Here is a 25989-nt window from a genome sequence, read left to right as displayed (position 1 = left end):
GCGATAGCGTTCTGCCTGCCACACCGCTATCGCGGCCTCGCGGTGCTCGTGCGCTCCTACAGATCACTTGTGTGATTACCTGGGTCTACACCAGCTTGAAATGGCTGTGCAACGCCGCGATGTGCTCCGGCCCGATGCCACAGCAGCCTCCGATTACCGAAGCGCCCTGCTCTACCCAGGTATTTGCCCACTTTGCATAAGCGTCTGGCCCAAGGTCTGCGCGGATTTCGTGCAGGGTGTCGTTGGCGCCTTCCTCTTCCACTTCCATCACCGGGAATGCGTTGGCGTACACGCCCAACTCGATCTGCGCCGATGCCGCCTCAATCACTTCACGCGCCGCCACCAGTGCGGCAGCCATGACTTCCGGCTGGCTGCAGTTGAACAGCACGGCACGCGCACCGAGTTCAATGGCAACGGCTGTCGCTTCGGCGACCGTTTCACCGGAGCGCAAACGAGGACCGTGGTCTTCACCGTCTTCGAGGGTAAATGATAGCCACAATGGCTTCTCATCCTCACCCAACGCTTCACGTACGGCGCGCACTTCGGCGATCGAGCTTTGAGTTTCAGCCAGCCACACATCGACGCTGGCCTTCAGCCCTTGAATCAAGATGCGATGAATAGCGACAGACTGATCGTGATCGAACAGATCCGGACGATAGGAGCCCAACGCAGGCGGCAACGAACCGGCCACCAGAACTGGCTGAGAAGCCTCTGCTGCGGCCTGCCGTGCAAGCTGACCTGCCAGTTCGGATAACGCCGCAGCGGACGCAGCGAAACGCTCTTCACCCAGGTGAAACGGCACCAGCGCATAACTGTTGGTGGTGATGATCCGCGCTCCGGCGTTGATAAAGGCCTGGTGCGCTTTGAGGACAAATTCCGGGGCTTCGATCAGCGCCAGAGCCGACCATTCAGGCTGACGAAACGGAGCACCAATACGCATGAGTTCCCGGCCCATTCCACCGTCCAGCAGGCGTAGAGGAACAGACTTTTCGATTGTGGATTCGGTTGCGGACATGGGGAACTCCTGAAAACTGGACGCCCGCTGCGGGAAGCAGCGACTAGATGAATTGATGAACAGCTGCGATTGATAAAACCCAAAAACTTCGACTTATAACCAAAGCGCAGGAACATAGATCAATTAATAATTAAGGACATTTTTAATATCGCGTTTAAATATATACCAATTATTTGTGTTCGATCTATTCGGTGATGTGATGAATCTACGTGCTGTTTTGCCTTTGAGCCTTGCCCTGCTGTCCGTCTGCTCTACCGCCATGGCCGGTGCGACGCTGGATAAAATCAACAAAAAAGGCGAAATGGTCGGCGTAATGATGGAGAACTATCCACCGTTCTCGTTCCTCAATGAGCAAAATCAGCTAGATGGCTTTGATGTCGACGTAGCAAAAGCAGTCGCCGACAAGCTGGGCGTGAAACTGCAACTGGCCACTCCGTCCTGGGACGTCATTGCCGCGGGCCACTGGGGCAACCGCTACGATGTGTGCATCTGTTCCATGACCCCGAGTCAGGCCCGCGCTCAGGTATTCAACTTCCCGGTTGAGTACTATCAGTCGCCAGCGGTCATCGTGGTCAACGCCAAGAATGATGCGATCAAGTCAGCCAAAGACCTTTCGGGCAAGAAAGTTGGCGTCATCAGCGCTTCGACCTACGAGGCTTACCTGAACAAGGACCTGGTGATTGAGGGCGCGGAAGACAAGCCGATCAGCTATCCATTCGACGCCGTTCAGGCTGCACCGTACGACAACGAAACCGTGGCCTTCCAGGACCTGGCACTGGGCGCAGGTGTTCGTCTCGACGCCATGATCACTAACCTGATCACTGCGCGCGAGCGAATCAATCAGGACCCGCGCTTCAAGATCGCTGGCGAGACGCTCTACGCGGAACCCAATGTGGTCGCAACCGAAAAAGGCGATGCGGAATGGGATGCCAAGCTGGTCAAAGTCATCGGCGAGCTCAAGGCCGACGGCACGCTGGGCAAGATCTCCCAGAAATGGATCGGCTCTGATATCACCCAATGAGCCAGCATCAACCTGCCCCGCCTGACCTGAACGCCGGATCGTCGCGCCTGCTGCGAGTTTTCGGCTTTAAAACGCGCCTGTACCTGACCTGGATGGTGATGCTCGGTCTGTGCATCGCGTTTTTCATGAGCTTCGACCTGAAGTTCTCGATTATCGCGGCGAAATGGGAATATCTGGTCGGGCTGCATCTGGCGCCCAACGGCTTTCTGCAAGGCGCTGCACTGACGCTTTTCCTGTGCTTCTGCTCGATATGGCTGTCGTTGATTCTGGGCTTTGCGACGGCGCTGGCGCGCTTGTCCAACAGTGCGGTCGCGTTTGGCATCGCCAGTTTCTATGCATCGTTCTTCCGTGGCACGCCCCTGCTGATTCAGATTCTGTTGATCTACCTCGGCCTGCCGCAACTGGGCGTGGTGCCGGGCGCGATCAGCGCAGGCATCATCGCCCTGTCTTTGAACTACGGCGCTTACCTGAGCGAGATCTTTCGGGCGGGTATCATCGGTGTTTCGCCCGGGCAACGCGAAGCCGCTGCTGCGCTGGGCATGCGTCCTACCGTGGTGTTCTGGCAGATCACTTTGCCGCAAGCGATGCGCACGATCATTCCGCCGACCACCAGCCAATTCATTTCCATGCTCAAGGATTCGTCCCTGATCTCGGTGATGGGTGTCTGGGAGGTCATGTTCCTCGCGCAGTCTTACGGCCGGTCGTCCTACCGCTATATCGAAATGCTGACCACTGCGGCGCTGATCTATTGGCTGCTGTCCATTGGGCTGGAGTTGATTCAGGCCCGTCTGGAGCGGCATTACGGCAAGGCTTATAAAAACCGGCGCTGACCTGATCACGGTCCCGTTCAGTCAGCTCAGGTGCGGGTGGACCGATGCGATGGGCGCAGCTAACCTGTCGCCCTTGCTCCCCCGCCAGTAGAGACTGAAATGACGATCAACCTGGACACCGTATTCGAACGCCACGGCACCGACAGCAAAAAGTGGAGCCTGTATCCCGCCGACGTGCTGCCAATGTGGGTAGCGGACATGGATTTCCCGGTGGCCGAACCGATTATTCAGGCGTTGCAGAAACGACTGGAACATCCGCTGCTCGGTTACGGCGTTGCGCAGGACAACCTGCGCCAGGCAGTGGTCGAGTATCTCTGGCAGCGTTATGCCTGGCGTGTTCAACCTGAAGAACTGGTATTCCTGCCCGGCGTCGAGCCGGGCTTTAACATGGCGCTCAACGCACTGGTTCCGGCCGACTCCGGCGTCGTCTTGCAAACGCCGAATTACTCGCCACTGTCTCAAGCGCCGAATCACTGGCAGCAGCCGCGTATCGAATTGCCATTCAAGGCCGACGCCAATGGCGAGTACCACACAGACATTGCTGCGCTAAACAGCAAACTGGCCAGCGCCGGCGCCCTGTTGCTGAGTAACCCGCATAACCCGCTGGGCAAAGTATTCAGTGGCGAAGAGCTGCATCTGATTGGCGAAGCCTGCGTGCAGCATGACGTGCTGATCATTTCTGATGATATTCACGCCGATATCCTCTTCGACGGCCGTCGGCATGTGCCCATCGCCTCTCTCAGCCCGCAGATTGCACAGCGCACTGTCACCCTGATGTCGGCGAGCAAGGCCTATAACATCGCCGGACTGAAAACCGCTTTCGCAGTGATTCAGGACCCATCTCTGCGCAAGCGCTTCAATGCCGGTCGGTTGGGTCTGGTCGACAGCGTCAATGTGCTCGGTCTTGAGGCCACGCGCGCGGCTTACAGCGAATGCGGAGAATGGCTGAAAAACGTCAATGCGTATCTGCAGGCCAACCGTGATTATCTGGCCCAGGCCGTGAAAACCCGCCTGCCGGGAGTCATCATGCACCTGCCGCAAAGCACCTATCTCGCGTGGCTTGATTGCTCCGCCCTGGGCCTGGACGATCCACAGAAATTTTTCCTCGAACACGCCAAAGTCGGCCTCAGCGCCGGAGCGGAGTTTGGTGATGATTGCCAACAGTTCGTACGGCTGAACTTCGGTTGCCCAAGGGTACTTCTGGAGGAAGGGTTGGCGCGAATGGAGCGCAGTCTGCGGGATCGCTGAATAAGCACATTACCCTGTAGGAGCTCACGAGCAGTGCGAGGCAGCGATCGCGTCTTTCCTGACACACCGCTATCGCTGCCTCGCACTGCTCGTGAGCGCCTACAGGTTTGTGTTTTCGATGAACACAAAAAAGCCCGGCTAGCCGGGCTGTTCCTGTTCAGACTTCGCAATCAATAGCGCTGATACTGCGAGCCGAATTCTTTGCGGTTTTCTGCAACCACTACTTTCTTGTCCAGATTCACTTCAGCGCGGTCGAAGGTTTTGTTACCGGCACCGGCAACACGAACTTCCGGGGTAGCGACGCTGGAGCGATCTGCAACCTGAGTGGACGCAGCGACGGTCTGGATGGGCGAAGTACTGGCGAAAGCGCCGGTAGCAGTCAGGACCGAAAGGGCAAAGCTCAAAGCGATAGTGCGTTTCATGATGTGGCTCCAATAGTTGTTTCGAAGTGATGGGGCCAATCTAAATTCACCAGCGCCTTATGAAAAACCACCCTTACAGATACTGATTATCAGCCCCGATGATGCTGGAGCGCGAGGTGTCTGGCTCGCGCTTGCCCAGCAACAGCAGGGCTTTCATCACGTGATGGTCACTGCGGCTTGCGCAACAGAACACGGGTGACACGTCGCTCTTCGACGCCCACAACGGTCATATCCCAACCTTCCCAGTCCAGCTTGTCGCCAATCCTCGGCAAGCGATCCAGCAGGCTCATCACCAGGCCGGCAAGTGTCTGGTAGTCCTCGGTCGCATGGGCCTGAAAACCGACCCGTTCACGTACCTGGCTCAGGTTGAGGCCACCAGAGACGATAAAACCGTCCTCCTCAGCCACGACGTCCGGACCTTCAACTTCACTGGCATCGGGTAATTCACCCGCAATGGATTCCAGGATATCGGTCATGGTCAACAGACCGATGAAGTCGCCGAATTCGTTGATCACGAACGCGATGTGTGTCGACTCTTTGCGCATCTGCTCCAGAGCATTAAGGATCGTGAAGCTTTCCAGCAAATTGATCGCTTTACGGGCCATGAACTCCAGGTTCGGCTCATTGCCAGCCAGCAGATCCTTGAGCAACTCCTTCTTGTGCACGAAACCTAATGGCTCATCCACACGACCTTCACGAATCAACGGCAAACGTGAATAGGAAGAATGCATCAGCTTGGTTCGCACCGTTTCCGGGTCATCCGCCAGGTCAATCAGGTCCACCTCGGCCCGCGGTGTCATGGCCGAACGAATCGGACGCTCAGCCAGTTGCAGCACACCGCTGATCATCACTCGCTCACGACGGTGGAACACCGCCTCGGTCTGCTCACCCTCGAGTAAATCGGCAATTTCTTCGCCTACTTCATCGGCATCCAGCTTGCGCCCACCCAACAGGCGCAGCACGGCGTGTGCTGTGCGCTCACGCATAGGCCGCGCACCATGCAACGATTTCTTGCGACGCTTGCGGGCGATCTGGTTGAACAGCTCAATCAGGATCGAGAAGCCAATCGCCGCATACAGATAGCCTTTAGGGATATGGAAGCCCAGGCCTTCGGCAGTCAGGCTGAAACCGATCATCATCAGGAAGCCCAGACACAGCATGATCACAGTCGGGTGTGAATTGACGAACTTTGTCAGCGGTTTGCTGGCGATGATCATCAGACCGATGGAGAAAATCACGGCAATCATCATCACAGACAAGTGCTCAACCATGCCCACGGCTGTAATCACCGCGTCCAGGGAGAATACGGCGTCCAGCACCACGATCTGCGCAACGATGGGCCAGAATCGGGCGTACGTGCTGTTGCTGGTGCGTTCGGCAACGTGACCTTCGAGTCGCTCATGCAATTCCATGGTTGCCTTGAACAACAGGAACACACCACCGAACAGCATGATCAAGTCGCGTCCCGAGAAGCTGTGATCGAACAGCTCGAACAGCGGCGCGGTCAGGGTCACCATCCAGGAAATACTGGCCAGCAGACCCAGGCGCATGATCAACGCCAGCGACAGACCAATGACCCGCGCCTTGTCACGCTGCTCAGGGGGCAGTTTGTCGGCGAGGATCGCGATGAACACCAGGTTATCGATGCCCAGCACCAGTTCCAGAACGATCAGAGTGAGCAGGCCAAGCCAGGCCGTGGGATCAGCTATCCATTCCATAGAACTATTGAATCTCTCGCAGACGGGATTTGACGGACGTTAGTGAGCCTGCCGGACGTAAATATACGTCGGCCGCAAAGGACACACGAGACGGATTATCGAAGGGGGTATTCAGACGAGCAGATCCGCGAGGGGGAGCGGGATCGGCACTGAAGTTGAAAGCGAAGCAGTTATAAGCAAAGCAACCGGGAGGTTCCTGAACGGTGTTCATACAATCCTGAGATTTATTACGGGCTGTGATCCTACAACGAGAAAGTCACTTTCCCACTCACGAAAAGTATTACAAAGATTGACATCGTTCTGCCCTCGCCCGTCTTCACATCTGAAATTGCTTTGAACTTCCAGAGCCACCGCGTGCCCCTTCTATAGGTGCCGGGCATACCGCCGGGCGATTCTGGAGGCTTATCTCATGCCAGATGCACAGGGCAAAATCCGTTACGCAGTGGTTGCCGGAGGCTGGATTTCTCAAGGGGCGTTCATGCCGGGCGTCGATCAGACTGATAATTCGGTGATGACTGCACTGGTGACTGGCGACCCGATCAAAGCTGACAAGCTGGCCGAGTTGTACGACCTGAAAAGTTATCACTACGACGAATTCGACACGCTGCTGAAGTCAGGCGAAATCGACGCTATCTATCTGGCGACCCCTAATTTCCGCCATCGGGAGTTTGCCGTACCTGCACTGGAAGCTGGCATTCATGTGTTGCTGGAAAAACCCATGGCAACCAGCGAAGAAGATTGCATTGCAATCACCGAGGCCGCCAAACGCTCGGGCGCCAAACTGATGATTGCGTACCGGCTGCATTTCGAGCCGGGCACTGTGGAGATGATCGGCCGCGTCCGCGCAGGCGAAATCGGCGATCCACGGTTGTTTACAGCGACCTTTGCGCAAACTACAGATCCGAAAAATCACCGCATGCAAAACGGCTATTGGGCAGGACCTGCGGCGGACATGGGGCCGTATCCAATCAATGCGGTCCGCAACCTGTTCGATGCCGAGCCGCTGGAAGTTCATGCGGTGGCTATTCATACGCCGGGGCGCGAAATCAATACGCCGGATACCGTCAGCGTGACCCTGCGCTTTCCGGAAGAACGACTGGCGCAGTTCACCGTCAGCTACAGCCTGCCGGGCACCCAGCGCTATCAATTGATAGGCACCAAGGGCGAGTTTGAAGCATCGCCATGCTTCGGTTTTGGTGAAGGCGTCGCGATCAGTTACCGGGCAATCATCGGTGACGAAACCACAGAACATGAACATCCTGTGGTGGACCAGTTCGGCGGCCAGACCCAGTACTTCTCAGACTGCATCCTGCAAGACCGTGAGCCAGAACCCGATGGCGACGAAGGCTGGCGCGATGTTCGGGTACTGGCGGCGATCGAACGCAGCCTGGAAACCGGCCAAGTGCAAAAACTTGAGCCACTGCCAGATCGGCCAGGAATCAGCATTGAACAGGCCCGTCGGTTACCGCTGGCCAAAGTGCCGGAATACATCAATACCGATGAGCCTAATGAGTAAGAGTACTTGGAGTCCCTTCGGAACAGGATTTGATTTCGGCAACTGATGTGGGACCGGCTTCAGCCGGGAAGAGGCCAGTACGTTCAGCACATCTACATTGTCTGAACGGCAGCCTTCCCGGCTAAAGCCGGTCCCACGTCGGCAACCATGGCGCATTCCTCATCCGGGTCCGGCTCTAAAGTTTCCCTGCAATTGGCCGCTACAAAGTAGATACAAATCCAATCAAGCCAGCATGGAAGCGCTATGACCTCTGTCTCGTTAGTCACTGCCAGCACGCCGCTCATCACTACTCCAGCCACGACCACCGTACCGGTGGGCGCCAACAGTGCGCCTCTGACACTCGCCAGTTCACCCGCCTCCGTGGTTATGCTTGGCCAGGATGTAAAAATCACCGATGCGACCACGTACTCCAATCGGGGTGGTCTGTACAACGCAGAACCGGTGCTGACTCTGGAGCAAAATGTTAGCGACCCGCTGACCGTTGCGATGACACACAACCTGTCGACGAGATCCAATGCGGCACGCTTTCAGGGCTTGGGCGCGGCGCTGCTGGAGCAACTTGCAAAAGGCGACTCCACTACTTTTTCCCAGTCCATCATCAGGTCAGCCGCTGGCGACGTGAAAGATGCTTCGGCGCTGAAGTCAGCTCAGACGCAACTGCACGGTAATGCGCAGAACACCATTACCCTGACCCTGAAAACCACCAGTGGCGCAACTATCACCCTGAACTTGAGCAGCGACGATGATGGTCTGGCGGTCAAAGCCGACGTCACAGGCGGCAAGCTCACCGACGGTGAGCGCGAGGCCCTCGCCTCGTTGGCCGATTCGTTTCAGGGCGCGATTGATGGACTTACCGCCAAAACGCCGCGCCTGAACCTCGGCAGCCTCGCCGAACTTGACCCTGGTCTGTTCTCATCGATTGACCTCAGTGCAAGCCTGAAAGTTGGCCAGGATCAAGTTCAGACCCTGAGCTTCAAAGCTGATGAGAAGACCAAGTCAGTAGACATGAGCGGCCCAGCGGGTAACGTTCAACTGAGCGTCAATAACAACGCGGCGATACTGGGTAATGCACAACAGCAAGCCAAGGCCGTCCAAAGCTACCTTGAGCAATTTGACGCGGCGCAAAGCCGGGGCGAAGGCGATAAAGATCTGATGGCGTTGTTCAAGGATGCGTTTTCATCGCTGCAGAGCGGTACCAAGAGCCTGAGCGGCACCGCCAGTTCCAGCCTGAATAATGTTGATCGCTCAATGTTGACCGGTCTTGCAGACTTCAACGCATCGCTGACGCAAACCGCCCAGTACATCAACCCGATGCGGCCCGCCGAAGCCGACAAGTTCTCTTATAACGCGTCGCAAACTACCGAAATCAAAGGTGCAAGCAACGATAAGCGATCAATCGAGCAGAAACAGACATCCAGCCTCGACGCGTCGTATCACAAAAGCATTTATCCAGGCACGGCATTGGCCCTGGATTCGAACGCCGAGTCGCAAAACTACAGCTTCTATCAGATCAAGGACCAGGCCGACAGCACAACGCGCATTAGCTATGACAAAGGTGTACTGGTAGAGGCCCGTTCAACTCAGAACGTCAAACAGTCTACAAATGTGCTCAGGTACGAGATGGGTAAACTGGTCGATACCATTAACACCCCGAAAGAGATCTCCACGTCTCGCAACTTGCTGGGTATTATTGACGATGCCCTGCGCAACGACCGAAGCTCGCGGGCTATGACAGGCAAGTCGACGCTTGAAGAAGATCTGCTGGCCATTCACTCCAAGGTACTGCTGCAATCCGATACGTCTTCGGTTAGCCGCTGACGCAGGGCTGATTCAGCGGAAAAGCCGCCTGGCAGCCGACACAAGCGTGGCGGCTGTAAGGCGCTCTACCGCCTGACGCCAGTTCCACAAGAGATTTGCAGCATCAACTTTTAGCAGACCATTCAAGCGTCGCGAAACAGATCGTGGGCGTCCAGCAACCGGTAGGCGATTTCCGGGTTCTTTTCCAGGCCCCGCCTTATCGCCGCCGGGATCGATTGCCGGGTTTTGCGGCACAGCCCCGGCAACTCGTCGATGTTGATCGCGATACCACGCATGCTGCGTACCTCATTAAAACCCGGCATGACCTCTAGCCGAATCCCCAACTGCTCGTACAACTTGCGCTGCATATGCTCGAGGTCGGCCAGACTCTGCAAATTCTCCAGACGCTCCAGCAAGCGTTTCTCTTCCTGACGGGTCAACGCCAGAATCCGCTGCTCATGCGCCTGCAACAGTTCACGCCCGCAGTTGCAGGCGCCGGGTGGACACGGCTGACGGATAGGGAATGAGGCAGTCATGGGCGCAGCATACCGAGGCTTGTCCTGAATTTGCCATCACGTCTGGACCAATCGACGAGTTTTTCAGGATCGACTATTTTCAAACTCCTTGCTGAGCAAGGCTCGGAACGCGGGGAGCACCGGATTTTCGTTATCGCTGCGGGAAATCATGTGCAGATCAGCATTCAGACTTGCATCACGCAAAGGACGAAATGCCACCGCACCGCTGTGCAGTTGCTGAGCCGAGGCCGGAACAATCGACAACCCCAACCCCGCCTGAACCATGCTGACAATGGTATGGGTCTGGCCAAGATGATAGGTGTAGTGCGGCGTGACACCGCTCATGGCGAACAGGCCGACAATGCAGTCGTAGAAGTAACGGCCTTCATCCGGCGCATACATCACAAAAGGCTGATGATGCAGATCAGCCAGGGCAATCGACGGCTGCGCGGTCAGCGGATGTCCCGAGGGCAACACCACTAACAGCGGCTCGCGGTAAACCAGCTGCGCATCGAACACTTCTCGATCCCTGACCTGACGCACCAGGCCGATATCGATCAGGTTTGCCGACAACGCATCCAGTTGCGCATCGGAGACCATCTCCTTGAGCACAAACTCCACCTCAGGCATTTCAATCGCCGCTTTGGCCAGTAACTGTGGCACCAGGCTGTAGGCACTCACTCCGGTAAATCCAAGCGTCAGCCTGCCCACTTCCCCCGAAGCCAGACGCCGCGCCGAATTACCGGCCTGCTCGGAGAACGAAAGAATGTGCCGCGCATCCCGCAGGAAGCCGCGACCCGCTGCCGTGAGTCGTACGCCGCGGTTGTTGCGTTCAAGCAGCACGATGCCCAATGAGCGTTCCAGCAACTGGATCTGGCGGCTCAACGGCGGCTGTGTCATATGCAGCCGCGTTGCAGCTCTGCCGAAGTGAAGTTCTTCGGCGGCGGCGACAAAACATCGCAACTGATGTAGTTCCACGATTCAAAATCCGCATCAACCTATCCAGCATCTATGTTAGACGTATATCCACCAACGCTCCTACTATCGGGGAAAGATTTCGTCATATCTTCTAACAAAAATAAAACGTCCCTACAGGAGACGCCCCATGCTTTCAAAATCCATTCCACTGGACCAGGTCGAGGCGCAAGCCCGGGTTGGCCGTCATCGCTTCCTGATTCTTGCCCTGATCTTCATCGTTACCGTGATCAACTACGCCGACCGCGCCACCATGTCGATCGCGGGCACCGGGGTGGTCAAGGACCTTGGCCTGGATCCAATGATGCTCGGCGTGATCTTCTCCGCGTTTGCCTGGGCTTACGCGCTGGGTCAGGTACCGGGTGGCTGGTTGCTGGACCGCTTCGGTGCGCGACGAGTCTATGGTTGCAGCCTGGTGCTGTGGTCGATCTTCACCATGTTGCAAGGTACCGTCGGCTGGTTCGGTCTGATGGGCGCTTCGGCAGCCATCAGTCTGTTTGCCATGCGGTTCATGCTCGGGCTTGTTGAATCACCTGCGTTCCCGGCCAACAACCGCATCGTTTCCTGCTGGTTTCCCACCAGCGAGCGCGGCACGGCCTCGGCGTTGTTCAACTCCGCGCAGTACATGGCGGTGGTGCTGTTCACTCCGCTAATGGCCTGGCTGACCCATGCCTGGGGCTGGGAACATGTATTCCTGTGGATGGGTGGCCTGGGTCTTGCGCTCAGCGTGATCTGGTTTGCTTTCTACCGCGAACCCCACAGTGATAAGAACCTCAGTCCTCGTGAGCTGGAATATATGCGCGAAGGCGGCGCACTGGTGGACCTGGAGCTGACCCGCACGACGAAAAAACCCAAGGCCAGGCTCAGCGAAATCAAGCAGCTGTTCACCAGCCGTACCTTGTGGTCGATCTACCTGGGTCAGTATTGCATCACCGCCCTCACCTACTTCTTCATTACCTGGTTCCCGATCTACCTGATCAAGGGACGCGGCATGACCATCATGGAAGCCGGCTGGGTTGCGGCGCTGCCTGCCATCTGCGGTTTCTCCGGCGGTGTATTGGGCGGCATGCTCTCAGACCTGCTGATTCGCCGTGGAGTGCACCCCTCCATTGCCCGCAAAACCCCTTTCATCATCGGCATGGCAATGTCGACGATATTGGTCTCGGCCAACTTTCTGGACGCCAACTGGATGGTGATCACGGTCATGGCCATCGCCTTCTTCGGTAAAGGTCTGGCGGCGGTCGGCTGGGCAGTGCTGTCTGACACCGCACCGAAGAACATGGTTGGCCTCAGCGGCGGCGTATTCAACGGCATCGGCAATATTGCCGGGATCATCACCCCGCTGGTGATTGGCTACATCGTCGCAGTGACCGGCTCGTTCAACATCGCCCTGTGGTTCGTCGCGGCCCATGGCGTGCTGGGCATTCTGTCCTATGGCTTGCTGGCCGGACGATTTGAGCGGGTGGTGATTGAGGAAGATGGACACGCTCCAAAGTGAGCGCTGGACCTTGTGGGAGACTCTATGTTCGCCTGCAAGCGGATTGACGACGTGGGACCGGCTTTAGTCGGGAAGGCGGTATTTCGGCAGATAGAGATTCGGCGTCTGTACCGGCCTCTTCCCGGCTGAAGCCGGTCCCACGTCCATCAGTGATTCCTGTGCGGTGCCTTATCGTCGAAATGCCGCGCAGACCGAGCTCTGCTCCCATAAGGATCACATTCCAGATTAATCTCCCAGCGCCTCTTCAAGAAACGCCACCAACGCCTGCAAACGCGCTGTACGGTTTTTCCGAGCGCACCAGCAGGCTGATGGGCGCGCTGTCGAATTCCCAATCAGGCAAAACTCTGATCAACGCCCCGCTCGCCAATGCATCCTTGATGTCCCATTGGGAACGCAACACCAGCCCCAGGTCCTGCTCCGCCCAACGCCGTGCGACGCTGCCGTCATTGCTGAGCATTGCCGGTTCGATGCGCAGAGTACGCCGTACCGAATGCATGCGTAGCTGCCAGAGGGTCACGTCCTCTTCGTTTTCGCGAATGCAAATACACCGGTGATGCAACAGATCCTCGGGCGATTCAGGCATTCCGTGTTGCTCAAGATACGCCGGGCTGGCACACAGCCAACGCTCGTTGTGGGCCAACGTGCGCGCCACCCACGAGCTGTCACTGACGCTACCGATATGGATCACCGCGTCGCAGTCGTGACGGTCAGGCCAAGGCGTTTCACGCAAATCCAGATGCACCCGCACCTGTGGATGCATCCTGGCAAAGCGGGCCAGTAACGGCGCGATGCGCAACCGGCCATAACCGAACGGCGCTGCCAGTCTCAGCGTGCCATTCAATCGATCATCGGACTGTTTGAAGTCCTCCGGCAGTGCTTCCAGTTGCTCCAGCAACAACGCGCTTTGCCGGGCGAAGCGCTCACCCTCGGCGGTCAGGCTCAACCGTCGGGCAGTCCGGTTTGCGAGGCTGATACCCAGCAACCCTTCCAGCTTGCGCAGACGCATGGAGAGCGCCGGGGGCGAGACATTCAGGCTTCTGGCCGCGGCACTGAGGGATTCAGAACGAGCCAGTGTCACGGCCAGACGCAGATCTTCGATGGCGATCATTCAATTTCACTTAATGATAAATGCCGCTGCATTGAAGCACAGACTTACGTTAACGACGTAGATTGGCGGCACGCACCGCCAACAAGAGTCACGATCATGCAGACATTTCAGACCCTCGATACGCCCGCCGCGATCATCGACATCCCCCGTATGCACCGCAACATCCAGCGTATGCAACAACGGATGGACACGCTGGGCGTTCGCTTGCGCCCCCATGTGAAAACCAGCAAATGCCTCGCTGTCATCGACGCTCAACGTGCAGCTGGTGCACAAGGCATTACGGTTTCTACGTTGAAAGAAGCCGGTCATTGTTTCGCCCACGGCATCAACGACATTCTTTACGGCGTGGCCATGGCACCGGGCAAACTGCAGCAGGCATTTGAGCTGCGAGTGAAAGGCTGTCGTTTGAGCATCGTGACTGACAGTCTGGTCGGCGCCGAGGCCATCGTCAGCTTTGGCAGAGAACATGGACATCGCTTCGAGGTCTGGATCGAAATCGACAGCGATGGCCATCGCTCCGGGTTGAAAGTCGACGACCCGACGTTGCTGCACGTTGCACGAACACTTCATGAGGGCGGCATGCAACTGCTCGGCGTCATGACCCACGCCGGTTCAAGTTACGAGCTGGACAATCCCGAGGCGTTGCAGGCAATGGCTGAACAGGAACGTCGGGCCTGCGTAGTGGCTGCCGAGACGATCCGCGCCCAAGGGCTGCCCTGCCCTGAAGTCAGCATCGGTTCGACGCCCACGGCACTGTCGGCCACAGACCTTGAAGGCGTGACGGAAGTGCGTGCAGGGGTTTACGTATTTTTTGATCTGGTGATGCTCAACGTCGGCATCTGCGAGCCAGACGAACTGGCCCTTAGCGTGCTGACTACGGTCATTGGTCATCAGGAAGAAAAAGGCTGGATCATTACCGATGCGGGCTGGATGGCGATGAGTCGGGATCGGGGTACCCAGAAACAGAAACGCGACTTCGGTTATGGACAGGTCTGCACCGAAAGCGGCGAATGGGTGGAAGGCGCAGTGTTTGAAGGGGCCAATCAGGAGCACGGAATTGTCAGTACTAGCGAAGCTGACATCACCCGGCGCTACCCCATCGGCAGCCGCCTGCGCATCCTGCCCAACCATGCCTGTGCGACAGGCGCGCAGTTTCCGGAATATCAGGCGGTTGATGCCGAAGGTCGAGTGCAGGTTTGGGGGCGGTTGCATGGGTGGTAATGCCCAGCGCCCACAGAACTCTGCGCAAGCTGATTGACGACGTGGGACCGGCTTTAGCCGGGAAGGCGGTATTTCTGCGGATAAAGATTCAACGCCTGTCCCGGCGTATTCCCGGCTGAAGCCGGTCCCACGTCATCAGTGATTCCTGTGGGAGCCGGGCTTGGGCGGGATTCCGATGAAGCAGGCGCCAAGGCCTCAATTGGGATTACATTTCAAGCGAGCCCTACCCCACCCTCCGCCCCTGCACCGGATAACCCGGATCGGTATAACCATGGGTCGACGTATGCCCCGGCACCACAAGGCTGTCCACCAGTTTCTCATCGTCCGGACCCAGCTTCAGACTCAGCGCCTCGAGATACGTGTCCCAATGCGCCTCGGTTCGGGGACCGGCAATCGCGGCGCTGATCAGCTTGTTCTTCAAGACCCAGGCCAAAGCGAAAGCAATCGAAGTCGTACCACGCTCAGCCGCATGTCTGGCAATCGTCTGGGCAATTTTCAGCGACTCGGGACGCCATTCGGTCTGCTGCAAACGCTTGTCACCACGCCCGGCGCGGGAATCTGCCGGAACCTGTGCATCAACCCCGTACTTGCCGCTCAATACACCTCGTGCCAACGGGCTGTACGACACAACACCCAGGCCGTATTGCTCGGCAGCAGGTAATTGCTCAACCTCCGCACTACGGTCGACGATGTTGTACAGCGGCTCACTCGCCACCGGCCGTTCGATGCCCAGTTGATCAGCGATACGGACCATCTCCGCAATGCGCCAGCCGTGAAAATTGGAAACGCCGTAGTAGCGGATCTTGCCCTGACGAATCAGGTCACCGATTGCCCGAACGCCCTCTTCCATCGGTGCATCGGTCAGCGCGCGGTGGAAATACAGCACATCGATGTAATCGGTACCCAACCGCTTCAGGCAGGCTTCAACCGACTGCATGATCCATTTGCGCGACTGGCCCTGCTCGTTGGGCCCTTGAGTTCTGGGCGTCGGGTAACCGAACTTGGTCGCTAAGACCCAGCTGTCACGCTGCTGAGCAATAGCGCGACCGACCACTTCTTCGGATCGCCCGGCGTGATAGGCATCGGCCGTATCCAGGAAGTTGATGCCTTGCTCGAATGCCTTGTCGATGATGCGTCTGGACGTCGGCTCATCTGTTTCACCGCCAAACATCATTGCGCCCAGACACAGGGGCGACACTTTCAGAGCGCTGCGGCCAAGATATCGGTAGTCCATAAAGTCCTCTGGAGAGTGGCTGAAATACGAATTCAGCCCATCGTAGAGAACCGGGGATTATTGAGTAAGGCCGTAAAGCGAGATGCAGTTATGAAACAGATTCATTTGTTCAATCGCAAGGCGTCCACCACGATCGCCAACGCCCGGGAAGATTGACGACGACTGGCGTAATACAGATGCAGGCCCGGAAAAGTCGGAAACCATTCCTCCAGCACCCAGTTCAAACGGCCCGCATCGACGTGCGGTTGCGCCAGGTCTTCCGGGATATACGCCAGACCACCGCCATCCAGAGCGGCCTGAAGCATCTGATACACCCCGTTGAACGTCAGTTGCCCGTCCACTCGAATCTGCAGCTCGGTGTTGCCGTTCGCCAGTTCCCAGGCATAACACCCTCCATGAGTCGGCAAACGCAGATTGATGCAGTTGTGCTGATGCAGGTCATCGGGCTTGAGCGGCATGCCGCGGGTTCCCAGATAGGACGGCGCGCCGACGATGCACATCCGCATGTCCGGCGCGATGCGTACCGCGATCATGTCCTTGGCAACCTGATCACCAAGCCTCACGCCGATGTCATAACGCTGAGCGACGATGTCCGTCAGGCCGTAATCCGTAACGATCTCGACTTTGAGTTCGGGATATTCCGGCAAAACCTTAGCCAGCCTCGGCCACAGAACGGTATTGGCACTGTGATCGGTGGCAGTGATACGGATGGTGCCCCGCGGCTTGTCTCGCATACCGACCACTTCGGCCAGATCAGCATCGATCTCTTCAAAGCGCGGCGCCAGGCTCTCGAACAAACGCTCGCCAGCTTCGGTAGGTGCCACGCTACGAGTCGTACGGGTCAGCAACCGTACTCCGAGACGGTTTTCCAGCGAGCGGATGGTATGACTCAAAGCGGATTGGGAAACCCCGAGCTGGGCGGCCGCACGGGTGAAACTTCGTTCCCGGGCCACGGCGATGAATGCCAGCAAATCGTTGTAGCTGTCCCGCGCCATTCATGAGCCCTCGTCATTCAAAGGCTGGATTAAACCAGCTAGCGCTTAATTCTCTATCCTTTTTGTTTGCAAGATGTATCGAAGCAACCAGGGTCCAAAGCCCATTAACACACCGGATATAAAGGATTGAAGGGTATTGATGAGCTCAGCTCAGGTCTGTATTGCGATCTGTGCGCATAGTCCTGTGAAGCCTGGCCCACTACCTTCACAACTCTCGCAAACCCTTCGCACATTAGCGCATTAATTCATGAGCAGAGCGCATAACTGTTAGCGGTCAGAAACCGCAAACTTTCCTAGAAGGTGGAGAGTCGTAACCTTGACCTGTACGAAACATGACCTGCCTGAAACACGACCGACCTGAAACCGGCCAGCCGTACCAGGCCCAAAGGCGCAAAGACGCCCGGAGCAAGCGAACTTACTGACAAGGCATCGATACAGATGCCGCTGCCCAGCACCGCTGAATTCGCAGCCACCCCATAAGAGTGGGAACAAGACAATGGACGACCGTGACCTGATGAAAATAACCAGACGCAAATTCCTGATCGTGGGCGCAGTAACAGCCACTACGGCCGTGCTCCCTCCATTCATTTCCGCCCTGGCATCGGCGGCCAACCAGATGGCTCGCCCGGTACGCGCACCGGTCTCACTTGAAGTAAATGGTGTGGCTCGGCAGCTGGACCTGGACACCCGCACCACGTTGCTCGACGCCCTGCGCGAACACTTGCAACTGACGGGCACCAAAAAAGGCTGCGACCACGGCCAATGCGGTGCGTGCACCGTGATCGTCAACGGGAAACGCGTCAACTCATGCCTGACCCTCGCGGTCATGCAGCAAGGCTCCAAGGTCACCACCGTCGAAGGTTTGGGCACACCGGACAAGCTGCACGCGATGCAGGCCGCGTTCATCAAGCACGATGGCTTCCAGTGCGGCTACTGCACACCGGGTCAAATCTGCTCCGCTGTCGCCGTGCTCGATGAAATTCGCCAGGGCATCCCCAGCCACGTCAGCCAGAGCCTGACTGACCGTCCACAACTGATAGCCAGTGAATTCCAGGAACGCATGAGCGGCAATATCTGTCGCTGCGGTGCGTACTCCAACATCATTGCCGCCATCAGCGAAGTCGCGGAGGTAAGCGCATGAGACCTTTCACTTATGTACGGGCGCAGTCGCCCGCCGAAGCAGCGGCACAGGCTGCCCAGACCGAAGGTGCCAAGTTCATCGCAGGCGGCACCAATCTGCTGGACTTGATGAAGCTGGAGATTGAAACGCCGCTGCACCTGATCGACGTCAATGACCTCGCGCTGGATCGTATCGAAGCCACCCCCGACGGCGGCCTGCGAATTGGCGCACTGGTGCGCAACACTGACCTCGCCGCCGACGACCGTGTGCGCAAGGATTACGGCCTATTGTCCAGAGCATTGCTGGCGGGGGCTTCCGGCCAACTGCGCAACGCCGCGACCACCGCTGGCAATTTGCTGCAGCGCACACGCTGCCCGTACTTCTACGACACCAATCAGGCTTGCAATAAACGCCATCCGGGCAGTGGTTGTGCAGCGATTGGCGGCGTCACGCGGCAACTGGGAATTATCGGTGTAAGCAGCGCCTGCATTGCCACCCATCCAAGTGATATGGCCATCGCCATGCGGGTTCTGGATGCACAGGTGGAAACTGTTCGCCCGGACGGTACAACCCGGGTCATTCCCATTGCTGACTTTCACCGCTTGCCCGGCAATACGCCCAACATCGAAACATCGTTGGCAGCCAACGAGTTGATCACCGCCGTTACCCTCCCAGCGCCCATAGGCGGCACGCACATCTACCAGAAAGTTCGTGACCGGGCGTCCTACGCATTTGCGCTGATATCAGTTGCCGCAGTGATTCAAAGCAACGGCAGAGGTCGTGTAGCGCTGGGCGGTGTTGCGCATAAGCCATGGCGCGTTGAGGACGCTGAATCGCTGATGCCCGACGGTGCCAAGGCGGTCATGAGCAAGCTACTGGCCGGTGCCACGCCGACCCACGAGAATGAATTCAAAGTCACCCTCGCCGAGCGCACGCTGGCTTCGGTCATGGCGCACGCGAGGGCTACCTCATGAAATTTGATACTCCGGCCAGCACCAACCCCATCGACCAGCTCAAAGTTGTCGGCAAAGCCACACCGCGCATCGACGGCAAACTGAAAACCACCGGCCAGGCGCATTACGCCTACGAGCATCACGACGCCGTGCCGAATCAGGCTTATGGCTATGTGGTCACCTCCGCCATTGCAAAAGGCCGTATTAGCTCGATGAATCTGGAGGCCGCCAACGCCGCGCCTGGGGTTATCGGGATCGTCACCGCGGTGAGCGCGGGCAAGCTTGGCAAAGGTAAATACAACACCGCCACGCTGCTCGGCGGCCCGGAGATCCAGCACTACCATCAAGCGATTGCGCTGGTGGTGGCTGAATCCTTCGAGCAGGCACGCACTGCCGCGCAACTGGTGCAGGTGGAGTACCTGCGCAGCAACGGCGAATACGATCTGGGCCGCGATCTGAATGCAGCGGTAAAGCCCGATGGTGAAGCGCCCGATACTGCGCGCGGCGACTTTGCGGGTGCGTTCAGTTCGGCTGCGGTGCAATTCGATGCGACCTACACCACTCCGGATCAGTCCCATGCAGCCATGGAACCGCATACCTCCATGGCGACCTGGGAAGGCGAAAAACTGATCCTCTGGACGTCCAACCAGATGATTGCCTGGAGCGTCGGTGACATCGCGACCACGCTAGGCATGGCCAAGGAAAATGTGCGGCTGGTCTCGCCCTACATAGGGGGTGGTTTTGGCGGCAAACTGTTCATTCGCTCAGACGCCATTCTCGCGGCATTGGGCTCTCGACAGTGCGGCCGGCCGGTGAAAGTTGCGCTGGCGCGCCCGCAGATCATCAATAACACCACGCACCGCCCGGCAACCATTCAGCGCATCCGTATCGGCGCGGGTCAGGACGGCAAGATCACCGCGATTGCCCACGAAGGCTGGTCCGGTGATCTCGCGGGCGGCGGTGTGGAAAACGCCGTGCAGCCCACCCAGTTTCTGTATGCCGGTGAAAACCGCATGACCGCCATGCGCCTTGCCACGCTGGACCTGCCGGAAGGTAACGCCATGCGCGCGCCGGGTGAAACACCGGGGTTAATGGCCCTGGAAATTGCCATGGACGAGATGGCGGAGAAGCTCAACCTGGACCCGATTGAGTTCAGGGTCCTGAACGATACTCAGGTCGACCCTAACAACCCGCAGCGACCCTTCTCACAACGCAACCTGATCCAGTGCCTGCAAACCGGTGCCGAGCGTTTTGGCTGGAGCAAGCGCAACCCGCGTCCCGGCATGCAGCGCGAAGGCAACTGGCTGATCGGTATGGGCGTTGGCTGCGCCTACCGCAATAACATTCTGCTCAAGTCCGGCGCTCGGGTGCGTCTGGGCAGCAACGGTAAGGTCACGGTGGAAACCGATATGACCGATATCGGCACCGGCAGCTACACGATCATTGCCCAGACAGCGGCAGAAATGATGGGCGTCACGCTGGATGATGTGGTGGTCCGCTTGGGCGACTCAGACTTCCCGGTGTCGGCGGGCTCCGGCGGCCAGTTCGGTGCCAACTGCTCGACTGCCGGTGTCTATGCGGCTTGCGTGAAGTTACGTGAGGCCGTCACCAAACGCCTGGGTTACACCGCCGACGATGCCGTGTTCGCGGACGGTCAGGTGCAGTTTGCAGGACGCAGCGTTCCGCTGGGCCAGGCTGCTCGTAACGGAGAGCTGGTGGCCGAGGACTCCATCGAGTTTGCAGAGTTGGCGAAGAAGTACCAGCAATCAACTTTCGGCGCGCATTTTGTGGAAGTCGCCGTCAACATGGCAACAGGCGAAACCCGCGTACGACGCATGCTGGCCGTTTGCGCAGCAGGCCGAATCCTCAACCCGACGTCGGCCCGCAGCCAAGTGATCGGCGCGATGACCATGGGTGTCGGTGCAGCGCTAATGGAAGAGCTTGCAGTGGACAAACGACTGGGCTTTTTCGTCAATCACGACCTGGCGGGTTACGAAGTCCCGGTACACGCCGACATTCCCGAGCAGGAAGTGATTTTCCTCGACGAAACTGACCCGACGTCATCGCCCATGAAAGCCAAGGGCGTCGGCGAACTGGGCCTGTGCGGCGTGAGCGCGGCGATTGCCAATGCGATCTACAACGCCACAGGCGCACGGGTTCGGGAATATCCGATTACCCTGGACAAAGTCCTGAAATCGTTGCCTGAAATGATTTAAACGAACGGATGCACATTTCTCTGTAGGAGTGAGCTTGCTCGCGATAGCGTCAGGCCAGACGATAACTTCTCAACAGGTCTACCGTTATCGCGAGCAAGCTCACTCCTACAGGGTTCGTGTTTGCTGCACGACAACGCTGCGTCTGGACAACAGGGGCAGCTCCTATAGGAGATCGCGTTTCAAATCAGACCATCGTGCTCGTTTGATAACAACCTCACTGCGCCACGCTGACTTATCGGCAACATACTTCCCCTGCAACGCTGCAAATAAAAAAGGCCACCCCTCAACTGAGTAGAACCGAGGTGGCCTTGATAACCGTGGTGATCTGCCGGTCGACCTTAAGGTCAACGAGTATTGCGGTAATCTTGCTCGCTCACCTGCTCCATCCAGTTCACGACCTTGCCATCCTGGGCTTCAGCGATGGCGATGTGGGTCATCCCGGTTGTTGGTGTCGCGCCATGCCAGTGTTTGACGCCGGGTGGTATCCACACCGTGTCACCGGCCTTGATGATCTGTATCGCTTTGCCCGATTCTTGCACCCATCCGGTTCCCGCGGTGACGATCAAGGTCTGCCCCAAAGGGTGGGTATGCCAGGCTGAGCGAGCACCGGGCTCAAACGTCACAGTGGCGCCGCTGACCCTGGCAGGTTCAGTCCCCTTGAACGGCGCATCAACACGCACCGTGCCGGTGAAAAAGTCCGCCGGGCCCTGCACCGAAGGCTGTGATCCGTTAGGCGTGACGGTCACCGGCATCGTCTCCGCGTGGGACTCGAACGCTACTAGCGTGAACGATAAAGCAGCGGTGGCAAGTGTTCTCATGATGGACCTCACTGGAATTTATTCAGCTCTGAACCGTGGCTGCGAGATGCTGCAACCTCAGCCTTGAGTGCCACGACCTGCAAAAACCTCTTTCAGTACCGGCACCGCCGACATTGCTTTTGGCCAACCGGTGTAGAACGCCAGATGTGTCACCACTTCAGCCGCTTGCTCACGGGTCAGACCGTTGTCCATGGCGCGATTCAGGTGGAACGGCAGTTGTGCTGCCTGGCCTTGAGTAATCAATGCAGCGACGGTCACCAGACTGCGATCCCGTGCCGTCAGGCTGGTTTGTCGCCACACATCTGCAAACAGCACGTCATCGGTGAAACGTCCCAGTTCCGGGGCAACATCCCCGGTTGCAGCAGCAACAGCTGCCTTGCGTCGGGCTTCGGCGGCCGGTTCCAGCGTCAGCGGCGCAGTGGCCGGTGGCACGATCTGCTCAGCGGGAATACCGCGCTCGTCAAAAACCTTTTTCGCCACGCCCACTGCCGACATCGCGTTCGGCCAGCCGGAATAGAACGCAAGATGGGTAATCAATGCGCTGATCTCGCTGGCCTTGAGGCCATTGTCGAGACCGAGTTTCACGTGGCTGGTCATCTGAGCGGTCTGACCAGCAGCCACCAGCGCAGACAGGGTGATCAAGCTGCGATCACGAGGCGACAGCTCCTTGCGTTTCCAGACTTCGCCGAAGAGTAATTCAGTGGTGTATTGATAAAGCTGAGGCGTCACTTCCAGCACATCAGGTGATGGCTTCGGATCTGGCTTGGCTTTGGACTCGCTGCCATCGGACGCAGCGGCAAAAAAGAGTGTGGCGAACGCGGTTGCTATCAGCTTCATGCATGGGCCTTTCAGATAGGTAAATGTGCCCGGGTTCAGGCTCCGGCGGGCAAACGACCCTTGGACGTTAAAGCACCGAAAGGATCAGGACTATGGGCTATACCCGCATGCAACCATGAGGAGAATTCACCAATACTCTTCAGGCCTGGTACCGCAATGCATCAACCACCAGAGAAAACGCCAGCGAGGCATGCCGACGGTTCGGGTAATAAAGGTGATAACCCGCACACGGCTGACACCAATCGTCGAGCACAGCAATCAATCGACCGTCTTCAATGAATGGTAATGCCCGGTCTTCAGGCACATAAGCCAGCCCCAGACCCGCCACTGCCGCATCCAGACGCATGACGATACTGTTGAACGTCAGTTGCCCTTCTACCCTCACCTTGACTTCGCGGCCATCCTTTTCGAAATCCCAGACAAACAGTTCGCCATGGGTCGGAAAGCGAATATTGATGCAGTTGTGCCCGGTCAGGTCCTGCGGGACTACGGGTGTCGGATGTCTGCTGAAATAGTCTGGTGAACCGACGATTACCCAGCGCAGATCAGGGCTGATCCGCACGGCAATCATGTCTTTGGCAACCCGTTCGCCTAGCCTCACGCCAATGTCGAAACGCTCGGCAACGATGTTGGTCAGGCCGGAATCGACACTCACCTCGACATTGATATCCGGGTACCGCGGCAACAGCTTTTGCAACGCTGGAGCAATGATGGAAATGGCCGCGTGCTCACTGGCGGTAATACGGATAGTCCCAGCTGGCGTTTCACGCTGATCGCTCAACACCGCCAACTCCGAAGTGATCTCGTCGAAACGCGGCTTCACCGTGCGCAATAAACGCTCACCGGCCTCGGTCGGCGAAACACTGCGGGTGGTACGCGTCAACAAACGCAACCCCAGCCGGGCTTCGAGATTGCGGATGGTATGGCTCAAGGCCGACGGGCTGACACCCAGTTTGGCGGCAGCCTTGGTAAAACTGCGATCGGTCGCAACGGCGGCAAAGGCGAAAAGATCGTTGAAGTTTTCCTGCTGCATGCTGGTTTCCGTTTTCTGGGGCAACTGAGTGCCGGAGCTGGCAAGTCCGTCCAATTAAAGCATCTGGAATTGTCACGCCTTACTTTTCCACCATCGGGATAAAGCTGGCGAATGTCAGGCCCCCGCAGGAATCGATCAGCGAGCTGACAATCTCGGTCATCGGCGCGCTGGAGAAATGTGCAGTCATCTGCTCAGCACTGGACCAGTAGCCACTCATGATCCACACATCGTCCCGACTGGCGCTACGAATCAGTGAATAGCCCAGACAGCCCTGCATGGGTTCAATGCGTGCCACGCAGGCCTGCAGATGCTGCTCAAGCTGTGAGTCAGCCTCGGGGTTGATGCGGATTTCCAGGGTGTTGACGGCTTTGATGCTCATGGCTTTCGTACCTGCGCCCGCTTAAGACGGGGTGGAACTTAACCAGCATGCGAGACCATGACTATATGGCTGGATGTAATAAGACTCCTGAACCAGATTCATTAATCAGCAGGGAGCGCTGTGTTCGAGAAGACTTCGTCCATGGGCTTTGAGCTGTCAGAAAGGGATGCTGCACGGGAAAGAACAATGTCATTTTGCGCGACAAAAAAAGCTACAGCCCTCGTGGGAGAAGAGCTGTAGCAAAGCCCGCGTAAAAAACGGATGAGGCCTGTTCAAGACAACCGACAGCCTTGGGTGGGCTGTGTCGGGTTGCCCGCAGCAGTGGATCTCAAGCCTCTGCACAGGTTTGGTTAACGGCGATTTGTAGTGAGTGAGATACATCCTGCAATGAAATGCATCTTCTGAGCGCGCTTGCCAGCGATGACGTCAGCGCAAGCCAGATATTCATCGACTGACAAACCGAATCGCGGGCAAGCGCGCTCCTACATCCCATGTTGGCTGCGCGACAGCATGGTGTCAGCAACTCCCGGGCGACTTATGCAGGGCTGCACAGAGGCTAGCCCGTCACACACCGCTCGGGCTTTTTCCCGGCGAAGGTGTCGACCAGACTGGACACGACCATCAGCGCCATACGCGTACGGGTCTGCACGGTGGCGCTGGCCCGGTGCGGTTGCAGCACCACTTGCTCAGTGGCGAAAAAGACTTCGGGCACATTCGGCTCATCGACAAACACATCAAGCCCGGCACCGGCGATCTGCCCTGCGTTCAGCGCAGCGACCAGGTCCGGCTCATTGACCAGCTTGCCCCGTGCCACGTTGATCAGATATCCCTCGCTGCCCAGTGCCTGCAAGACCTGAGCATTGATGATGCCTTCGGCCTTGTCAGCCGCTGCCGCGAGAATCAGTGCATCGCTGTCGCGGGCCAGTTCGGTAAGGTCGGCGACGAAGGTATGGGGAACATCATTCATGGGTTGCAGGTCGGTGTAGCTGATCGGGCACCCAAACGCTGCGGCCCGAACAGCAACGGCGCGCCCTACCCGGCCCATACCGACAATACCGATTCGCATCCCGCTGAATTGACGAGCCAGTGGCAAGGGCACCAGTGGCGTTGCACTTTTTGCCCATTCACCGGCGCGCACATAGCGGTCGCCGGTACACAAACCGCGACACGCCGAAATCAACAGCCCGATGGCCAGGTCGGCTACATCTTCAGTCAGCGCACCAATCGTGGCAGTCACATGAATGCCACGGTCCTGGGCATACGCGAGGTCCACCGCGTCAGTGCCGACACCATTGACCGCGATCACTTCCAGCTTGGGCAACTGCTCCATTACCGCATGAGTAATACCGGTGTGGCCGCCAGTAATCACGCCACGAATATTAGCGCCGTGTTCCTTCAGGTAAGCCGCTTTATCGGTTTGCAGATGATAAGGCCGTAAGGTGAACAGCTCATCGAGCTGGGCACGAATGTGTGGAATCAGGATAGGGCTGAGCAACAGGACTTCTGGCTTCATGAGAACC

General features: G+C 57.7%; 22 protein-coding genes and 1 pseudogene. 10 read left to right on the top strand and 13 right to left on the bottom strand.

The features are described from left to right. Positions 1 to 85: 85 nt before the first annotated feature. Complete coding sequence (locus tag AUC60_RS21240) at positions 86 to 1015, bottom strand: homocysteine S-methyltransferase family protein (RefSeq protein WP_087272278.1); 930 nt, start codon at positions 1013 to 1015, stop codon at positions 86 to 88. 199 nt (positions 1016 to 1214) lie between these two features. Here AUC60_RS21240 and AUC60_RS21235 point away from each other — a divergent pair, with 199 nt between their 5' ends. The 3 genes from AUC60_RS21235 to AUC60_RS21225 all read left to right on the top strand — a co-directional run bounded on the left by AUC60_RS21235 (position 1215) and on the right by AUC60_RS21225 (position 4114). After that, positions 1215 to 2036, top strand: a complete 822-nt coding sequence (locus tag AUC60_RS21235; protein WP_087272275.1) for a transporter substrate-binding domain-containing protein — start codon at positions 1215 to 1217, stop codon at positions 2034 to 2036. Further along, complete coding sequence (locus AUC60_RS21230) at positions 2033 to 2866, top strand: amino acid ABC transporter permease (RefSeq protein ID WP_087272272.1); 834 nt, start codon at positions 2033 to 2035, stop codon at positions 2864 to 2866. The genes AUC60_RS21235 and AUC60_RS21230 overlap by 4 nt, the downstream gene beginning before the upstream one ends. Before the next feature lie 99 nt (positions 2867 to 2965). Further along, positions 2966 to 4114 (top strand): MalY/PatB family protein, encoded by a 1149-nt coding sequence (locus AUC60_RS21225; protein WP_087272269.1) that lies wholly within the window; start codon positions 2966 to 2968, stop codon positions 4112 to 4114. A 170-nt stretch (positions 4115 to 4284) separates the two neighbouring features. Here the strand turns inward: AUC60_RS21225 and AUC60_RS21220 are convergent, their stop codons facing one another. Next, positions 4285 to 4536, bottom strand: coding sequence for a hypothetical protein (locus AUC60_RS21220; RefSeq protein ID WP_087272266.1), 252 nt, complete (start codon positions 4534 to 4536; stop codon positions 4285 to 4287). Between the two features lie 167 nt (positions 4537 to 4703). Next, entirely contained in the window at positions 4704 to 6254 is a 1551-nt protein-coding gene (locus AUC60_RS21215) for a TerC family protein (RefSeq protein ID WP_087272262.1), read from the bottom strand. A 409-nt stretch (positions 6255 to 6663) separates the two neighbouring features. Here AUC60_RS21215 and AUC60_RS21210 point away from each other — a divergent pair, with 409 nt between their 5' ends. Both AUC60_RS21210 and AUC60_RS21205 read left to right on the top strand, forming a co-directional pair. Continuing rightward, complete coding sequence (locus tag AUC60_RS21210) at positions 6664 to 7770, top strand: Gfo/Idh/MocA family protein (RefSeq protein ID WP_087272259.1); 1107 nt, start codon at positions 6664 to 6666, stop codon at positions 7768 to 7770. A 243-nt stretch (positions 7771 to 8013) separates the two neighbouring features. Then, positions 8014 to 9588, top strand: a complete 1575-nt coding sequence (locus tag AUC60_RS21205; protein WP_087272257.1) for a hypothetical protein — start codon at positions 8014 to 8016, stop codon at positions 9586 to 9588. A 122-nt stretch (positions 9589 to 9710) separates the two neighbouring features. Here AUC60_RS21205 and AUC60_RS21200 read toward each other — a convergent pair whose 3' ends face one another. Beyond that, positions 9711 to 10103, bottom strand: coding sequence for a hypothetical protein (locus AUC60_RS21200; protein ID WP_087272254.1), 393 nt, complete (start codon positions 10101 to 10103; stop codon positions 9711 to 9713). 63 nt (positions 10104 to 10166) lie between these two features. Beyond that, positions 10167 to 11060 carry a LysR family transcriptional regulator gene (locus AUC60_RS21195; protein ID WP_202973080.1) on the bottom strand — a complete coding sequence of 298 codons (894 nt, stop codon included), beginning with the start codon at positions 11058 to 11060 and terminating at the stop codon, positions 10167 to 10169. Positions 11061 to 11187: 127 nt separating this feature from the next. Between AUC60_RS21195 and AUC60_RS21190 the strand changes: the two genes are divergently transcribed. Next, entirely contained in the window at positions 11188 to 12555 is a 1368-nt protein-coding gene (locus tag AUC60_RS21190; RefSeq protein ID WP_087272247.1) for an MFS transporter, read from the top strand. 225 nt (positions 12556 to 12780) lie between these two features. On the opposite strand, the pseudogene AUC60_RS21185 reads toward AUC60_RS21190, so the two are convergent. Next, positions 12781 to 13663, bottom strand: a pseudogene (locus AUC60_RS21185) (LysR family transcriptional regulator). A gap of 96 nt (positions 13664 to 13759) precedes the next feature. On the opposite strand from AUC60_RS21185, the gene AUC60_RS21180 reads away from it, so the two are divergent. Then, positions 13760 to 14884 (top strand): DSD1 family PLP-dependent enzyme, encoded by a 1125-nt coding sequence (locus AUC60_RS21180; RefSeq protein WP_087272244.1) that lies wholly within the window; start codon positions 13760 to 13762, stop codon positions 14882 to 14884. Positions 14885 to 15107: 223 nt separating this feature from the next. Here the strand turns inward: AUC60_RS21180 and AUC60_RS21175 are convergent, their stop codons facing one another. Both AUC60_RS21175 and AUC60_RS21170 read right to left on the bottom strand, forming a co-directional pair. Further along, positions 15108 to 16118, bottom strand: a complete 1011-nt coding sequence (locus tag AUC60_RS21175; protein ID WP_087272241.1) for an aldo/keto reductase — start codon at positions 16116 to 16118, stop codon at positions 15108 to 15110. Positions 16119 to 16219: 101 nt separating this feature from the next. After that, complete coding sequence (locus AUC60_RS21170) at positions 16220 to 17113, bottom strand: LysR family transcriptional regulator (RefSeq protein ID WP_087272238.1); 894 nt, start codon at positions 17111 to 17113, stop codon at positions 16220 to 16222. A 514-nt stretch (positions 17114 to 17627) separates the two neighbouring features. On the opposite strand from AUC60_RS21170, the gene paoA reads away from it, so the two are divergent. The 3 genes from paoA to paoC are packed head-to-tail and all read left to right on the top strand — an operon-like array spanning position 17628 to position 21402. After that, complete coding sequence (gene paoA / locus AUC60_RS21165) at positions 17628 to 18254, top strand: aldehyde dehydrogenase iron-sulfur subunit PaoA (protein ID WP_238599616.1); 627 nt, start codon at positions 17628 to 17630, stop codon at positions 18252 to 18254. After that, complete coding sequence (locus AUC60_RS21160) at positions 18251 to 19207, top strand: FAD binding domain-containing protein (RefSeq protein ID WP_087272231.1); 957 nt, start codon at positions 18251 to 18253, stop codon at positions 19205 to 19207. Before paoA ends, AUC60_RS21160 begins: the two co-directional genes overlap by 4 nt. After that, positions 19204 to 21402, top strand: coding sequence for an aldehyde oxidoreductase molybdenum-binding subunit PaoC (gene paoC, locus AUC60_RS21155; RefSeq protein WP_087272228.1), 2199 nt, complete (start codon positions 19204 to 19206; stop codon positions 21400 to 21402). The genes AUC60_RS21160 and paoC overlap by 4 nt, the downstream gene beginning before the upstream one ends. A gap of 344 nt (positions 21403 to 21746) precedes the next feature. Here the strand turns inward: paoC and AUC60_RS21150 are convergent, their stop codons facing one another. The 5 genes from AUC60_RS21150 to AUC60_RS21130 form a co-directional block, all read right to left on the bottom strand. Further along, on the bottom strand, positions 21747 to 22220 hold the full coding sequence (locus tag AUC60_RS21150; RefSeq protein ID WP_158099145.1) for a (R)-mandelonitrile lyase: 474 nt from the start codon (positions 22218 to 22220) through the stop codon (positions 21747 to 21749). A gap of 57 nt (positions 22221 to 22277) precedes the next feature. Next, positions 22278 to 23057, bottom strand: a complete 780-nt coding sequence (locus tag AUC60_RS21145) for a carboxymuconolactone decarboxylase family protein (RefSeq protein WP_087272223.1) — start codon at positions 23055 to 23057, stop codon at positions 22278 to 22280. A 139-nt stretch (positions 23058 to 23196) separates the two neighbouring features. Then, a complete protein-coding gene (locus AUC60_RS21140; protein WP_087272219.1) occupies positions 23197 to 24090 on the bottom strand; it encodes a LysR family transcriptional regulator in 894 nt (297 codons plus the stop codon). A 79-nt stretch (positions 24091 to 24169) separates the two neighbouring features. Beyond that, a complete protein-coding gene (locus tag AUC60_RS21135) occupies positions 24170 to 24469 on the bottom strand; it encodes an antibiotic biosynthesis monooxygenase family protein (protein ID WP_087272216.1) in 300 nt (99 codons plus the stop codon). 556 nt (positions 24470 to 25025) lie between these two features. Beyond that, entirely contained in the window at positions 25026 to 25982 is a 957-nt protein-coding gene (locus tag AUC60_RS21130) for a 2-hydroxyacid dehydrogenase (RefSeq protein ID WP_087272213.1), read from the bottom strand. Positions 25983 to 25989: the final 7 nt, after the last annotated feature.

This window comes from Pseudomonas caspiana, assembly GCF_002158995.1.
Taxonomy (GTDB): domain Bacteria; phylum Pseudomonadota; class Gammaproteobacteria; order Pseudomonadales; family Pseudomonadaceae; genus Aquipseudomonas; species Aquipseudomonas caspiana.
The sequence above is the reverse complement of the archived record's forward strand: the minus strand, read 5'-3'. Positions and strand labels throughout refer to the sequence as shown.